The sequence below is a fragment of the Xanthomonas sp. NCPPB 3442 genome, from assembly GCF_056725145.1.
Map to the genome: position 1 here is coordinate 1,372,276 of NZ_CM161514.1, position 14,708 is coordinate 1,386,983.

The 14,708-nt window shown below is 58.6% G+C and carries 12 protein-coding genes and 1 pseudogene; 4 read left to right on the top strand and 9 right to left on the bottom strand.

The features are described from left to right. Nucleotides 1-99: 99 nt before the first annotated feature. The 9 genes and pseudogenes from AC1POX_RS05955 to AC1POX_RS05995 form a co-directional block, all read right to left on the bottom strand. Nucleotides 100-495, bottom strand: a complete 396-nt coding sequence (locus AC1POX_RS05955) for a SymE family type I addiction module toxin (RefSeq protein ID WP_136732875.1) — start codon at nt 493-495, stop codon at nt 100-102. Nucleotides 496-1,041: 546 nt separating this feature from the next. After that, the gene (locus AC1POX_RS05960; protein ID WP_127171639.1) at nt 1,042-1,416 is read right to left on the bottom strand and encodes a hypothetical protein; all 375 of its coding nucleotides are present in this window, start codon (nt 1,414-1,416) and stop codon (nt 1,042-1,044) included. Next, nucleotides 1,409-5,143, bottom strand: a complete 3,735-nt coding sequence (locus AC1POX_RS05965) for an RHS repeat-associated core domain-containing protein (protein WP_481108607.1) — start codon at nt 5,141-5,143, stop codon at nt 1,409-1,411. The genes AC1POX_RS05960 and AC1POX_RS05965 overlap by 8 nt, the downstream gene beginning before the upstream one ends. Before the next feature lie 54 nt (nt 5,144-5,197). Then, nucleotides 5,198-5,929 (bottom strand): annotated as a pseudogene (locus AC1POX_RS05970) (DUF6531 domain-containing protein); the annotation flags it as partial. A 181-nt stretch (nt 5,930-6,110) separates the two neighbouring features. Beyond that, nucleotides 6,111-6,722, bottom strand: coding sequence for a dephospho-CoA kinase (gene coaE, locus AC1POX_RS05975; protein ID WP_277572157.1), 612 nt, complete (start codon nt 6,720-6,722; stop codon nt 6,111-6,113). A 13-nt stretch (nt 6,723-6,735) separates the two neighbouring features. Then, nucleotides 6,736-7,599, bottom strand: a complete 864-nt coding sequence (locus AC1POX_RS05980; protein WP_003491180.1) for a prepilin peptidase — start codon at nt 7,597-7,599, stop codon at nt 6,736-6,738. A 6-nt stretch (nt 7,600-7,605) separates the two neighbouring features. Further along, on the bottom strand, nt 7,606-8,868 hold the full coding sequence (locus AC1POX_RS05985) for a type II secretion system F family protein (RefSeq protein ID WP_069288196.1): 1,263 nt from the start codon (nt 8,866-8,868) through the stop codon (nt 7,606-7,608). Nucleotides 8,869-8,978: 110 nt separating this feature from the next. Then, nucleotides 8,979-10,940 carry a hypothetical protein gene (locus AC1POX_RS05990; protein ID WP_071117393.1) on the bottom strand — a complete coding sequence of 654 codons (1,962 nt, stop codon included), beginning with the start codon at nt 10,938-10,940 and terminating at the stop codon, nt 8,979-8,981. 66 nt (nt 10,941-11,006) lie between these two features. Further along, on the bottom strand, nt 11,007-11,411 hold the full coding sequence (locus tag AC1POX_RS05995) for a pilin (protein ID WP_372356857.1): 405 nt from the start codon (nt 11,409-11,411) through the stop codon (nt 11,007-11,009). A gap of 236 nt (nt 11,412-11,647) precedes the next feature. Between AC1POX_RS05995 and AC1POX_RS06000 the strand changes: the two genes are divergently transcribed. Genes AC1POX_RS06000 through AC1POX_RS06015 form a run of 4 tightly spaced genes read left to right on the top strand, consistent with a single transcriptional unit; the run spans nt 11,648 to nt 14,639 of the window. Continuing rightward, complete coding sequence (locus AC1POX_RS06000) at nt 11,648-12,148, top strand: EamA family transporter (protein ID WP_372356858.1); 501 nt, start codon at nt 11,648-11,650, stop codon at nt 12,146-12,148. A gap of 4 nt (nt 12,149-12,152) precedes the next feature. Next, nucleotides 12,153-12,947, top strand: a complete 795-nt coding sequence (locus tag AC1POX_RS06005; protein ID WP_005915828.1) for a glycosyltransferase — start codon at nt 12,153-12,155, stop codon at nt 12,945-12,947. 14 nt (nt 12,948-12,961) lie between these two features. Further along, complete coding sequence (locus AC1POX_RS06010) at nt 12,962-13,990, top strand: glycosyltransferase (protein ID WP_372356859.1); 1,029 nt, start codon at nt 12,962-12,964, stop codon at nt 13,988-13,990. Beyond that, the gene (locus tag AC1POX_RS06015) at nt 13,983-14,639 is read left to right on the top strand and encodes a methionine biosynthesis protein MetW (RefSeq protein ID WP_157733690.1); all 657 of its coding nucleotides are present in this window, start codon (nt 13,983-13,985) and stop codon (nt 14,637-14,639) included. The genes AC1POX_RS06010 and AC1POX_RS06015 overlap by 8 nt, the downstream gene beginning before the upstream one ends. Nucleotides 14,640-14,708 lie beyond the last annotated feature (69 nt).

Sequence of the window (14,708 nt, forward strand, 5' to 3'; positions counted from 1 at the left end):
CCACCCGCGTTCGCGTAGGAGCGCACCAGGGCGCGATGGCCTTACCTGTTGCGCCCTCAGGGCAGCGCCCCCAGACAACAACCACACCCAAAACCCAGCTCAGCGCTCCACCACCGTCACCACCAACTTGCCCGCACGTGCAGTGATCTGCAGCTTGCACCCAACCGCAAACCCCAACTGCTCCAGCCACAGCCCGCGCAAGCGCAGGCTGGGAATCCGCTGGCTGTGCGGCCGGCCGGGTTCGGCCTCGTAAAACGCATAGCCCACCGTGCAAAGGGTGGGCCTGCGTGCCTTGCGCGGTGGCCGCGGCGGCAGATCGTCCACGGGAGGCCTGTGGCGACGGTCGAAGGCGAGGTTGTCCACATCAAACGTGGGCGAGGGCACCAGCCGCATGGGCTGCGTGTCCTTTACCGCCGTAGCTGCCCGCTTGGCGGTAGCGGTGCGTTTGGCGTTCGATTTGGACCGCTTGGCGGTTGGAGACTGTGCCCGGCTCATCGCCTCACCTCCGCTAGCACCACCGAGCGACGACGCCCACCAGCCAATACCGATGCATCTGTCATGACAACGCCTCCTTCGAAGAACAGGCACCGTCGCCGGCTGGCGACGGGATGTCGGGAGGTTAGAAACCGCTAGTAGTCGGCGGGCGTATTCCTCCCGAAGGAGTGTTGTATTAGCCGCCCTCCCGACGCAGGCATCGCGTCGGCTTGCACCTGCGAACAGGCACAAAAAACCCACCGGTTTCACGGAGGTGGGTACCGCTACTAGAGGAGTTTCTACGCTCCTTGAGGTAGAGGTTGCTACTGGTTGCTTGGGATGTCAACTGTGCAAAATGAGTGGAGTAGGATCAGATGAAAAGTAAGCTTTGTCGTACCAGCGGCCAGGGCAAATATCCTGATCGTGCGATCCGTTGCGATTTTTATCCGCAAAAGAGCTCCTGAAGGTTCTCAAGTTCAGCTCACTGTGCGCAACCGCTAACAGTGTGGCCGGCTACGGATATGGATATGGATATGGATTTTTCAGGCCTCCGTACTGTCCTTTATTTCATTTTGACTGGGCGTCGCAGCTGCTGAAATCAGCTTTAGGTCTTTCGCTCCAGTTGTGGCCAGTTACAGTACTAAAGCAGAGGTGGTAGCAGCCTCCGCCTACCTTATGTCCATCGGGACTGGATTGGCACGTGATCAGACAATCGGCAGAAGGGGTGCACTCTTTCTTGAGTAAGTTAATTTCACACTTCTCAATGTCGGAGAGTTGTCTTCTGGCAATGGCCTGGCAATTATGAAATTTTCCAAGATCGCCATAATCGCTGCCCGCGCTAATTTGCGTGGGCGGTTCGATGTCGCCTCGCCCACACGCCGTTGTTAGCATGGATATGCTGCCCGTAAAAAAGATAAGCAGGTATTTGAAAATATTATTCAAAGGCAGATCCGCAGCCAAAGCATTTTTGCTGCAAGTATCTAGCGACGCCCTCGTAGTTTTGCTGAAGGCTAAGCGAAAGTGGGCTGCCAAGTACCAAGTGCACAGCCTCATGGGCGATGACCGAGGCCATTGAGCAGCATCCTGCTCCTGAGAAGATGGCATTGCCGATGCCGATAGCATTTGGGTCCAAATTTGGATTTGCATAACCGCAGGTTCCGACAGAGTTGTCACGATAGATGGTGGCGAACATCACTTTGGAGATTACCTCCGCCTTCTGCGACTCGGTTATTTTGTAAGGGTTGCCCGGATCGCAATCTTCTACATTGCACCTTTGCAGCTTTGCAATCGCCTCGGCCCGGGCAAGCTCCTTGTGATTTTCGAATCTATAGCCAGGTCCTGGGGTTCCCAGTAAGCCGTTCCGATCCAGAGAGTTGATCGGATTGGCCGCTACGTAGCTATATGTGCTTGTCCCGCCTTTCAATCCAATCGGATCACTCTGTCCATACCGACCGGTAGCCGCTTCGTAGTCCCGGAAGTAGTTCTGATTCAACCCACTCGCCGCATCGAAGCGCTGCCCCGGAAACCGCATATCCAACACCAGCGCAGCCCCATCGCCATCCGGATCCTGATTCGGCGCGGTGTTGCCGAAGGCTTCGCCCTTCAAGCTCCACGTCCATACCGCCACATCGCGGGCTGGGTCGATGACGACACGCGGGCTGCCCAGGTGATCGGGCTCGATGTAGTGCAGTTTGTTGGCGTTTGCGAGCAGGCCGACCGGTAGGTCGTCCAGCCAGATCGCCTGTTGCTTGGGCGCGCCATTGCTGTCGTAGTCGCCCAGCCAGTGGCCGGCTTCATCGTAGAGCGTGTAGGTGTTGGTGGTGCCGAGAAAGCGGCGCACCTGTTCGCCTTTACCGTTGTAGCGGTAGTTCATGGTCACCGCGCCGGCGCGGCGGGCCTGGGTCATGCGGCCGGTGGTGTCGTAGGTGTACTGGCGGGCGGTGCCGCCGATGGCGGTGGTGTTGCCGGTGGCGTCATAGGTGCGGGCCACACCGGCGACGGCGCTGAGGCGGTGGCTGTCGGCCGGATAGCTATAGATCTGCGTGGCCGTGCCGACCTTGGCGCTGAGGCGGTTGCCGGTGGCATCAACGCTGTAGCCGTCGATCAGGGTGCCGGTGCGACCGTCCTTGAGGCCGGTCAGGCGGCCCAGCGCGTCGTAGCCCAGGCCGATCTCCGGCGTTGAATTGCCGGCTGGCGTCAGTGCGGTGAGGTTGCCGGCCGGGTCGAAGCCGAAGCCTACGTCAAGACCGCCCGGGCGGGTGTCCTGGATCGCCTGCGGGCGGTAGTCCAGATCGTACTGGCGGGCGAGGGTGCGGCCATTGCCGTAGGTCCAGCCGGCAGCCGGGCCGAATGGGTAGTAGCTGGCGTTGCTCAGCAGCACCTGCCGGCTGCCGCCGGCCGGGGTCACGCCGACCTCGGTGGTTTGGCCTTGCGCGTTGCGCACGTAATCGACCACCGCGCCGTCTGGATAGGTCATGCGGCGCAGCTGGCCGCCGACGGTGTAGTCGTAACGCAGCACCAGCGCGGTGCCGTTGCTGGTCTGTACCTTGCGCACCAGATCGCCGAAGCGGTTGTAGCAATACTGGGTAATCGCGCCGCCATCCTGCATCCTGGTCAGGCGGCCGATGGAGAAGGTCTCCCCGCTCGTGCAGGCCGTCTGGGTCACGTCGTAGGTGTAGGTAACGTTGAGGCTGGTGGTGGGGTAGGTGACCTTGGTCAGGCGATTGAGCGCGTCGTAGCTGTAGGCGGTGGTGTTGCCGCGCGCATCGGTCTGGGTGGCGCGGTTGCCGGCACTGTCGTAGGTGTAGCTGGTGACGCCGGTGTCCGGGCTGGTGAGCTTCACCAGATCGCCAAACCCGTTGTAGTCGTAGGTGGTGTCCAAGCCCTTGGGGTCGGTGACCTTGGTCAGGTTGTCGAGTGCGTCGTATTCGAACTTCGTGTCGGCCTTGATGCCGGCGACATCCTGCAGCGTGCGCGACAGGCGATTGAGCGGGTCGTACTCGTTCTGCGTCGCGGTTGCCAGCGCATCGGTCACGGTGGTGGCATTGCCGTTGGCGTCGTACGCGAAGTCGGTCGGGTCGCTGGCGGCAGTGGCCTGCGTGTTGAGCTGGCCGAGCTGGTTGTAGACGCGCGAGAGCGTGCGCTTCAACGTGCCCGACGCATCGCTGGTGTCTTCCTTGATGCGGTTGCCGGCATTGTCCAACGTGTAGTGGACGGTACTGCCCGCGTTGTCGGTGATGTCGGTCAGCCGATGCGCCGCATCGTAGGTGAAGGCGGTGAACGCGCCATCGGGCTGGGTGACCTGCTTGACCAGGCCGGTGGGCAAGTAGTCGATGCGGGTAATGCGGTCATCTGCCTCGCTGGAGGCATCGGCCCCACGCACCTTGGTGGCGGTCAGCCAACCGCGCGGGTGATAGGTGTAGTCGGTGACGATGCCGTTGGTGTCCTTGATGGACAACGGGCGACCTGCGCCGTCGTAGGCGAGGTATTCGGTGATGCGGCCTAGGGCATTGGTGATTTTCCAGAGGTCGCCTTTGCGGTGCGGGCAGCTGCTGGTGGAAGAAGCGCAGCCTGCGTCGTCGGTCATGTAGTAGTTGAAGCGTGTAATTCGCCATTGAGTGCCATCGTAGTGCTGGGCTGTCAGTTGCAACCCCGCGCGTGGGCAACCGGAACCCGCATCAACATCTGATTGTTCACAGAAGCTGCTCATATTCTTTCTGACAGTGCCGGTTTTGCCATCCGTGATAGCGGAAGTCAGGATCTGCCCACGTTGGGTGAGCGTCCACTCCTGCTTCTGATAGAGGTCGCCAGCGCCAGAATAAATCGATCTGGCGACGGGAGTAGGCAGGGTCGGATGCCAGTCGACTGCAACTTTTTTGATGGTCAGGCCGTCGCGCGATGTTGTTTCCAGGGTGCGAAGCCCGCGCGCGTTGTAATCTTCATCTACCTTCGTGCCATTAAAGTACTGCTTGACATCGGCATAGCCCAAGACATCGTAGGTTTGGCTCTTGATGCTCTGCGCGGTACCGCACGCAGGACAATTGGTAGTTGCCGACGCAAATTTGGCTCGCCCGTAGCTGACGTTCATGGCAAACGAAGAGGAAGCGCCTAGCGCGCTTGTTACCGTTGCTGAGCCTTGGCCGTAGGCGATCTTTGTGTCATCCGCCGGATCCGAGGTTGGACCATGATAGCTGCGTGTTCCGCGACCTGACTGATCGTATTCCCAGGATGCGAATCGGGTGCCTTGCTCATCGACGATTCCCGTCAGGGCACTGGGGAAGTTGTTGTCTTGGTAGAGATAGGATCTGACTGAGCCATCCTGCATCGAGGCGCTTTTCAATCGGTTTTTATCATCAAACGCATACGTCAGCCTCCCCCCATCCGGCAGCGTAATAAAATCTAGGTGCCCATATTTGTATGAAAAGGCAAGACTTCGCCCATTCGCATCAGTCGCTATTGAAACTTTCCCCTCACTGTAGTGAAAGGTTATAAAATCGCCGTCAGGGTAGTCGATTTTCTGCAAGTTGCCAGCTGCATCAAACTCTTCAATGGTCTGATCGGGAGCGTGGACATGCCAGCTCACCAGCGCCCCGTCCTCCCTAACTTCCTCGAGTACGTAGCGCACGTCGCTTTCTGCATGCCATTCGCCACTTCCCACGTCCTTGAACAAATAAGAGTTGCCACTTGGTCTTGTTAGCAGAACTGTTTTTGCGCCCGATGTTAAGTTGGCTCTGATGGACCGCATGTAAGAATGTCGCCACTCAATGCCTAGCGGAGAGCCGGCATCAAGCCCAATATTTCCGCTGGTGTAAAAGCGAGCGAATTGGAGTTTAGTTGCGGGTGCAGAGAAATCTATATCTTTCTGTAGCTTGGTGCCAGTAAAAAAATTGACCGGATTTCCTGCGGTGCAAGAGCCAGATGTTGGTGCATCACATTGGTTGTTCTTGCCCGGGTCAACTGGCCGACGAATGCATGTCATTATGTTATTTGGATTGGGATCAAATCCGGCTGGGCATTGCCAATGTTTTGCCAACAATGTAGGGAAATAACCGCTGCTTGAAGGTCGGCAAGTGGAATTGTCTGTGGTGCAATTATTTGCGCTTGAAAATCCAGCCGCAATGTAAGGGCGAAGTTCTGGTCCCTCCGGTCCTGTGTAGCTGATAACCACTATTGATGCGGGTTGTCCATTCCATAGTCCGTTGCCTTGTCCTCCACATTGGAGGATTCGGCAGCCAGCGCCATAATTGTCAATCTCAGGGTTGAATTCACCGGGTAGCGGTGGGATTTTGCTAACTTCGAAGTCTTGAGCGAGTACAGCAGACGTAGGAAGGCAGAGCGCCGTCGTTAAAACAAGTTTTGATGCTTGTTGCAGCGCGATTGCCGTGAATCGCTTTTGAGAAATTAACGGTGAATTATTTGACTGGGTGATAAATGAATTGCTGCTTCTGGCATGCATTGCTCTCTTCCTTGATGGCTAAAATAATGGCTGGGGCAAGGGGTGTATTCATGCAACTATGCCCGAAGTGTCACTTGGGCGCATTGTCTGCACTTCTGCAATGCGAAAAGTAGCGTTTTTCGCCGATGTTCGTGACATGGTTTGCAACCACGGCCGCACCATCGTTGCCTACGATCAAGCGCTAATGCTCTGAAGCGGCTACCCGATAGACAACATCCAACCTGCGCGCTTCCTGCTCCAATTGTTCCGGAGTGCGGTCATTGCTAACAATATCGTCTGCGATGGCTTCTCGCTGTTCGCGCGTTGCCTGCGCGGCGATCATCCGACTTGCCAATTCGGGTGTTGCGCCATCGCGACGCATTAGGCGCGCGTGCTGCAAGGCGGCCGGGACATCGACGACTAGGATGCGGTCCAGCCACGGGTAGGTGGCACGTCCCCCGGCTTCGGCAAGCAGCGGGATCGCCACGATGGTGTACGGTCCCGGGGCAGCCAGTGCCGCGCGACGCAGTTCGGCGCGGATGGCGGGGTGCGTGATGGCTTCGAGCGCCTTCCGTTGAATTGGATCGGCGAAGACAATTTGGCGCAGCGCTCGGCGGTCCAGTGTCCCATCCGGTAACCGGATCCCGTGGCCGAATTGCTCAGTGATGGCATCGAGAATGGGACCTGGCGCCACCACCTGCCGCGCAATCACATCGGCATCGATAACCGGTACACCCAGCTTCTCGAACTCGGCGGCCAGCGCGCTCTTGCCTGACGCGATGCCGCCCGTAAGACCGACGATGAAATCACTCATCGTCCTGCCAGGGTCAACGCAGGCCTGCGAAGTGCAGGTAGCCGTCCACCAGGTCGTTGCCCCAGAAGAACACCACCCAGCCGGCAATGGCCAGGTAGGGGCCGAACGGGATCGGGGTAGCGCGGTCGCGGCCCTTGGCCACCAGCCAGATCGAGCCGAGGATGGCGCCGACCAGCGAGGAGATCAGAATGATGGGCAGGATGCCTTTCAGGCCGCACCAGGCACCGAGCGCGGCCAGCAGCTTGAAGTCGCCATGGCCCATGCCTTCCTTGCCGGTGAGCTGCTTGAACAGCCACCACACCGTCCACAGCGACACATAGCCGACCGCAGCGCCCAGCAGGGCAGGCTTGGCCGGCATGTACAGGTTGTCCATCGATCCGACCAGGCCCAGCCACATCAACGGCAGGGTCAACTGGTCGGGCAGCAGCTTGTGGCGCAGGTCGATGCCCGACATTGCCACCAAGAAGCAGCTCAATACGATCGCGCCGAAGCCCTGCCAGCCAAAGCCGAAGCGCCACACGCTGGCGACGCACAGGATGGAGGTGAGCAACTCGACCAGTGGATACTGGATGGAGATCGGCTTGCCGCTGTAGCGTGACTTGCCGCGCAGCATCGCCCAGCTCAGGACCGGAATGTTTTCCCACCACTTGAGCTTGTCGCCTGTCACCGGGTCGTGCGACGGCTCCACCACGATCCCGGGCGGCGGCGGCTCGTAGATATCCGGCAGTTCCAAAATCTCGCGCGCATCCCGCCGCCATTGCCACTCCATACGCTTGGGCAAGCGCAGGATCACCACGTTCAGGAAGCTGCCGATCAGCAGTCCCAGTCCGGCCGCGGCAGGAAAGCCGAGACCGGGATGCTGGTCGAGAAATGCCATTACGTCTTATCCAACCACTGCGCCGAGTTTGAAGATCGGAAGATACATGCCGATGACCATGCCGCCGACGATAGTGCCAATAAAGATCATGATCATAGGCTCAAGCAGGCTGCTCAATGCATCGACGGCGTTGTTGACTTCTTGCTCAAAGTATTCAGCGACCTTGAACAGCATGGCATCCAGCGCACCGGCCTCTTCGCCGATCGCAGTCATCTGAATCACCATGTGCGGAAAAAGGTTGACTTGCTTCATCGACAGATTGACAGGGTAGCCAACAGATACGTCGTCTCGCATCCTCAGGACTGCTTCCTCATAGACCTTGTTACCAGTCGCGCCCGCGACGATTCCCAGCGCTTCGACCAAAGGAACGCCTGCCTTGAAGGTGACGGCGGTTGTTCGTGCAAATCGGGCAATCGAACTGTCGTGCATAATCTTGCCGATTACTGGCACTTTTAAAATCAGACGATCAAATAAATGTTGCATCCGGGGTGACCGCTTGTAGGCCATTATCAGCCCAACGGCCGACCCAACGATCACTAACAGGATTGGGAACCACCAGGAAACCATGAATCGAGAAAGATTCACGATCATCTGGGTGAACGCAGGTAATTCCGCCCCGAAGCTGGAGAATACCGTCTCAAACTGTGGTACCACCCAGATCAGCAATATGGAACTGACGATCAACGCTACTGCCATCACCATTGCAGGATAAAAAAGGGCTTTTTTAATCTTGCCCTTCAGTGCTTCGATATTTTCCTTGTAGGTCGCCACGGTATCTAGCACGGTATCCAGCACGCCGGCGCTTTCGCCGGCCCGGACCAAGTTGCGATAGAGCTCGTCAAACTGCACTGGATGTCTGCTGATCGCTTCGTTGAGCGACGATCCGCCTTCGATGTCGGTACGAATCTCGCCAACCATCTTTCGCATGCGGGGGTTTTTGGAGCCCTCGCCGATGATTTCCAGAGTGCCGACCATCGGGACACCGGATTTCATCATGGTCGCGATCTGGCGACTGAAAAATGCGATGTCCTTAGGTTTGATCGGCTTGCCAGTTGCGCCAAACAGCGGCTTAGGCTTTGTCTTGACGACAGTGGGATTGATCCCCCTGCGACGGAGTTCGGCGCGCAACATATTTGCATTGCGAGCCAGTTCATCCCCCTTCATCTTGACGCCGCGTTTGTCTGTCCCTTCCCAAACGAACGACGTCATCGCGTTTACGCGATTGGCCGGTTTAGCCCCCTTCTTCACAGTGCTGCCAAGTGCTGACATTGCCAGATCTCCCCACCGGCACCCCATGCCGGTATACGTGATGATAATAGCGGGTCGCGCACCTGCTGGGCCAGCAGCGGCACGAACCGCCCTGCCTTCATCGTGCCTCTTCAGTGCAAGCCTTGCTGGCCATGCTCCGCTGCGTAGCTGTTGATTTCTTTCAGCATTGCGCGCAGAGCAGCGCCGCGCGAAGCGCCCTCCAGCTCGCTTACGCTGGTGTAGCGTGCGCGACGCATGACATCCCAAAATGCGGCCTTGGCCGCATTCAGGTCGCCGGACCGCAGGAGAAGTTTCACATGAAACAATGCGATTGTTGGATCTGGGCTGCGCGACCACGCAATTCTCGTCTGTTTGAGAGCGTCGCGCCAGTCGCCTGCTTGGTCGTGTGCTAGCGCCGCGTTGTATCGCAGGGACCATTTTGCCTGGGAGGCTTCACGCTGGCCTGTCGCCCGTGCCAGAACGTCCTCGATCGTCTCGGCCAATACCGCCGAGGTGACGCGGCCGCAACCATGGCGTGCATGGACTTCCATCAGGTTCGAGATTGCGTACGGCAGTACCGGATTGATGAAAGCGGTGGACTGGCGCCCAGCTTGTAGCAGCAGCTCGGGATCGCTGTCGCTTTTCAAATGACAGTTCAGCACGGTAAGTTCGACCTTGCCAATCGCAGCAAGCGCAGGGTCGGGATTGGCGGCCAACTGTTCGAAAACCCGATACGTATCCCCGACAAGTCCTGCCTGCATCGCCGCAAAACCGAAGGCGACGTGAGCTCGTGCCGAATTTGGGTGGGTTTCGATCGCTGTCAAACTGATGCCCAGTGAGGTCTGCCAGACCATGACCCTCGACCAGGTCTGGATGCTCAGCACTACGATGAAGCCGCCGGCAAGGGTCAAGCCCAGCATGCGTGCCTTCATCCCCGACTTGTCCAGGTGACGAAGTGCGGCTGCGGCTAGGTCAATGAGCATGAGCCAGATGCCGAATTGAGGCAGGTAGTTGCGATGCTCATAGTAGAGTTCGATCGGCACGATGCTTGCCTCGACCGAGTGCGCCACCAGAAACCAGAACCAGCCGACGAACGTCGCCGGAAGGCGCTTGCGCACGCGCCAGGCAACGACACTGATCAGAATGAGCCCGGCGCCCGAGAGCAGGGTCGACACTGGGCTGAGCAGGCTGCTTGAGATGGCAATGTCGTCGTTATAAATGCCCATCGCCGGCGAGTAGGGAGCGACGAGCATGCGCAGGTACTGCCAAAGCACTCGTGGCTCGGTCAGCAGTCGCTCGGTAGGGGTCATGCCCCAGTCAAGCATGGCAGCCTCAAGTGGCTGCCAGTAGTGGTGCAGTACCAGCGGGAAGGCCAGTAGCGGTACTGCAACGAAGACCAGATAGAAACTTTTCAATACCCAGGGCCAGTCGCGCGGCTCCTGGAACCACCCGAGCTCGACCACCAGGCACAGCCCGATGAGCACTACGGCACTCTGTTTGCCCTGGATGCCTAACAGGGTCAGCAGTGGGATGCCGAGGAACAGCAATACCAGAGCTGGGGTTGCCCTAAGCCGCCCTGCCAGCATGCGGTTGCGGATGGTTGCGTAGAGTGCCACTCCCAATAAAGGGAATATGGCGGCGATTTCGCTCATGCGTTGCACGACATAAAGCACCGTGCTGACATTGATCGGGTGCAGCAGCCAGAGGCTACAGATCAGTGTGGCGATCAGCCCGGCATGAGCTGAGAGGTTGCGATCGCGAGCAAGAAGCTGGCGGAACAGAGCATAGGCGATCCAGGCGCATAACAAATGCCCCAGCAGATTGCCTAGCTTTAGGGATGTGCTGGAGTCGCCGCCGATGGCGACATTCAAAGCCAGGCTGGCCATGGCAAGCGAGCGATGAAACAGCCAGTTGCCGTTGCCGGCGGCCATGTCCCAGAAGCCGATCTGTCCCTGATGCCAGGATTGCACCAACAGCAGGTGCTGCTGATCGTCCATCAGGAAGGGACCATTTAGCCCCGGCCAGTAAAGTATGGCGGTCAACAGCGTCATGCCGAGCAGCAAGATGGTCGACTTAAGGGATCTCTTGTCCATTGGCATTATTCTCAAGCAATAAAAAAGAACCCCGGTTTCCCGGGGTTCTTCGTCAAAGCGTACCGATTACTGCTTGGTGCCCTGGCAGGAGCCCGGACGATACTTAGCCTGCACGCTGCCGCCGCAGGTCCAGTCGACCTGGAAGGTCGACGGATCCACCTTGCCGGTCAGGATGATATTGCCGGTCGCGCCGGAGACAGCGCTGACGGCGGTGATCACACAACCGCTGTTGCTGACGCCGCTCACATAGGTAGACGACTGGCTCTCAAGCACGCTGCTGCTGGGGCAGTTGCCATTGTTCGCAGCGACATACTCCGAGATGGTGGTACGACCCGACGAAGCAGCCAGTACGACTTCCGAGACCTTGGCCTTCTTGGTGTAGTCGGAGTAGGCCGGCAGTGCGATGGCGGCCAGGATGGCGATGATGGCGATCACAATCATCAGTTCGATCAGGGTGAAGCCCTGTTGCATATTCTTTTTCATTGATTCGGCCTTGGCTTGGATTGGAATTGGGACTGGATAGAGCACTTCGCTGACCGTTGCCCTGGTTGGCAGGGATCGGGCCGTGGCTATGCCTGACTACCACGTGTTGATCCAAGCAAACGACGTGCCAACTCCAGCAGCTTGCCGTTTAACAAGCGCTCAGGCGAACTCTTCCGGAGATGCAGTTCTACGCGGAGACCAAAGGGGTCGGAAGGTGACCAAATTTGTCACTGTTTCTGGCCCGTTTGCGCAAGTGGTGCGGTCGGTTCGCAGCACTTATGCTGTTCACGACGACACGCAGGCATTCGATGCGCGGTCAGGCCCATCCCGAACGCGGCAATCTGATGATACGTGAAGTAGCTCTAATTTTTTTCGTGACATGCTCGACTATCGGGAGCCAGCTGCTGGTAAAGCATGGGCTGACCCAAATCGCTGCTCGGATGCCAGCGCCCTCGGCGCGCGAGTGGTTATTGGCGGCGGTGCTGTCGCCCAGTGTGATCACTGCGGTGGCGGTGCAGGGCATTGGGTTTCTGGTCTGGATGCTGGTGGTTCGCCACGTCAAGCTGGGTGTTGCGTTTGCGATTTCCGGGGCCTTCTTCTATCTCCTGCTGGCCCTGCTCAGCTGGTTGCTCTACGGGGAGCGATTGACGCCGTGGCAATGGGTTGGGTTGGTGCTGATCTCCACCGGGGTTGCGCTGGTTTCGCTCACCGCGCAGGCAGGCTAAGGGGATGCCCGCCACAGTCGACCATGCGTTCGTAGTGCCCGCATACGGTGATTCGCCTTACCTAGACGCTTGTCTGCGCTCGCTGGTCGCGCAGTCGTCGCCATCGCCGATCTGGATCAGCACGTCCACCCCCAGCCCGCAAATTGCGGGACTGGCGGCGTGCTACGGCGCAAGGTTGGTAGTGCATACCGATGCGCCGCGGGGCATCGGTCACGACTGGAATCTGGCTCTGGGTACGGTGTCTGCGCGCTGGGTCACATTGGCGCATCAGGACGATGTCTATCTGCCCGACTTCGCAAGTGAGACCAAGGCGGCCATCGCGCAGGAGCCTGGTGCCGTATTGATCATGACCGGTTACGGCGAACTGGCGGGCGAGCAGCGGCGCATAATGACGCCGATGTTGGTGGTCAAGTGGATCTTGCAGGAGATGGGTTTTCTGGGGGCATCCGTGATTCGCTCAAGGACTTCGAAGCGGCGCCTGTTGATGTTTGGGTGCGCGGTACCATGCCCGTCGGTGACCGTTCGCAAGGACGCCGGCTGGGGCGTTTTTCGGGAAGATCTTAGGTTGAACCTGGATTGGGACGCGTGGACGCGCGCAGCCGATCAGCAAGGGTCGTTCGTGCGTGTGCGCAAGGTATCCATGCTGCATCGTGTGCATGCAGCAAGTACCACCAGCGACGGGGTGCTGTCGGGCATGCGAGCCAAGGAGGACCTGATGATGTTCCAGCGCTTTTGGCCTCGTGCGGTTGCTGCGTTGTTGGCGCGCGTCTACCGTCTCTCCTACAGCGCTGGGGGATGACGATGCAGGCTGCAGTGCAGTACGCCACCAATGCGTGGCCCAGGACCGACGAGGCCAGGTTCGAGGTGCGCCTGGCGGTTGTCATTCCCTGCTACCGGGTCAGGAGCAAGGTGCTCGATGTGCTGGCTTCCATTCCCGCGCAGGTCGAACGCATCTACGTGGTTGACGATCAGTGCCCCGACGCCAGCGGCACCTGGGTGGAGGAGCATTGCGCGGATCCGCGGGTGGTGGTGTGTCGCAATCCCTCCAACCTGGGCGTCGGGGGGGCCACGATCAATGGCTATCGGTCCGCGGTTGCCGATGGCATGGAGATCATCGTAAAAATGGATGGCGATGGTCAGATGGATCCGGATGCGTTACCGGAGCTGATCGGGCCGATCGTTCGAGGCGAAGCCGATTACACCAAGGGCAACCGCTTCTACGACCTGGCGCAGATCGGCCGGATGCCCAAGATGCGGATTATCGGGAATGCCGCATTGTCGTTTCTGACCAAGCTGTCTTCTGGATACTGGGACATTTTCGATCCGACCAATGGCTACACAGCCGTGCATGCGAGCGTGGTGGCACGCATGCCGCTGGACAAGATCAGTCGCCGGTATTTTTTTGAAAGCGACATGCTGTTTCGCTTGAATATCATCCGGGCGGTGGTGGTCGATGTGCCGATGGATGCACGGTATGGCGACGAAGTCAGTAACCTGAGTGTGCGCAAGATCGTCCTGGATTTCGCCATCCGACATGTACGCAACTTTGGAAAGCGTATCTTCTACAACTATTTCCTGCGCGACCTGTCCCTGGCATCGTTGGAACTGGTTGCAGGCGTGCTGTTCCTGTTCTCCGGTGCGACGGCCGGCGTGTTCTTCTGGCTGCAATCGGCGCAGACCGGGTATTTCAGTTCTGCAGGTAGCGTGATGCTCGCAGCGCTGCAGGTGATCGTGGGGATTCAGCTCATCCTGGGTTTCCTCGCCTACGATATCGCTGCCGTGCCCGCGCGGACTCTGCACCTGCTGGTCAATAGAAAATCGGATGAGGGTAGGCGTGGCTGACTTCGATGAGCGCTACACCAGCTATCAGGCCGATCGTGCCATGCTGAGGAAGCTGGTGCGCAGTGCCTATCTGCGAAGTGCGAAATCGTTGTTGAGTGGCCCGACGCTGGATTTCGGCTGTGGCGTAGGGGAGTTGCTTGGCCGGCTGCCTGTAGGCTCCAGGGGGCTGGAGTACAACGATGCCACTGTTGCGTATTGCCGCAGCCGGGGTCTCCCAGTAGATCACTACGACGGTTTCGCCGATGATTGGCAGTTGAGCGTGATTCCCGATTCGATTCGGTTCGAATCGATGGTGGTCAGTCATGTCCTCGAGCATCTTGAGGCGCCGGCAACAATTTTCAGCAAGCTGGCTCGGGCAGCTCATCGTTTGGGCGTACAAAGACTGCTGGTGATTGTGCCGGGAAAGGCGGGTTTTCGCAGCGATCCCACACACTTGACCTTCATTGATGCCGAGTTTCTTTCGCGCCCTGACCTGTTGGCCGAGACAGGTTTCAGATTGAAAAGGTCGCGCTATTTCCCGCTTGATCAACGCTGGTTAGGTGATTGGCTCACGCATCACGAAATGCAGGCACTCTATGTAAGTAGTTCTGAGGCGCAGCACCTCGCCGCAGGGTTGATCCAGGATACTAGTCACGGATCGATGGATTGATGGATTGTGGGCATGCAGGCGACCAGGCTGGTAGGGCGGTCATGCGCCACTGCCAATGCCGCGATACTA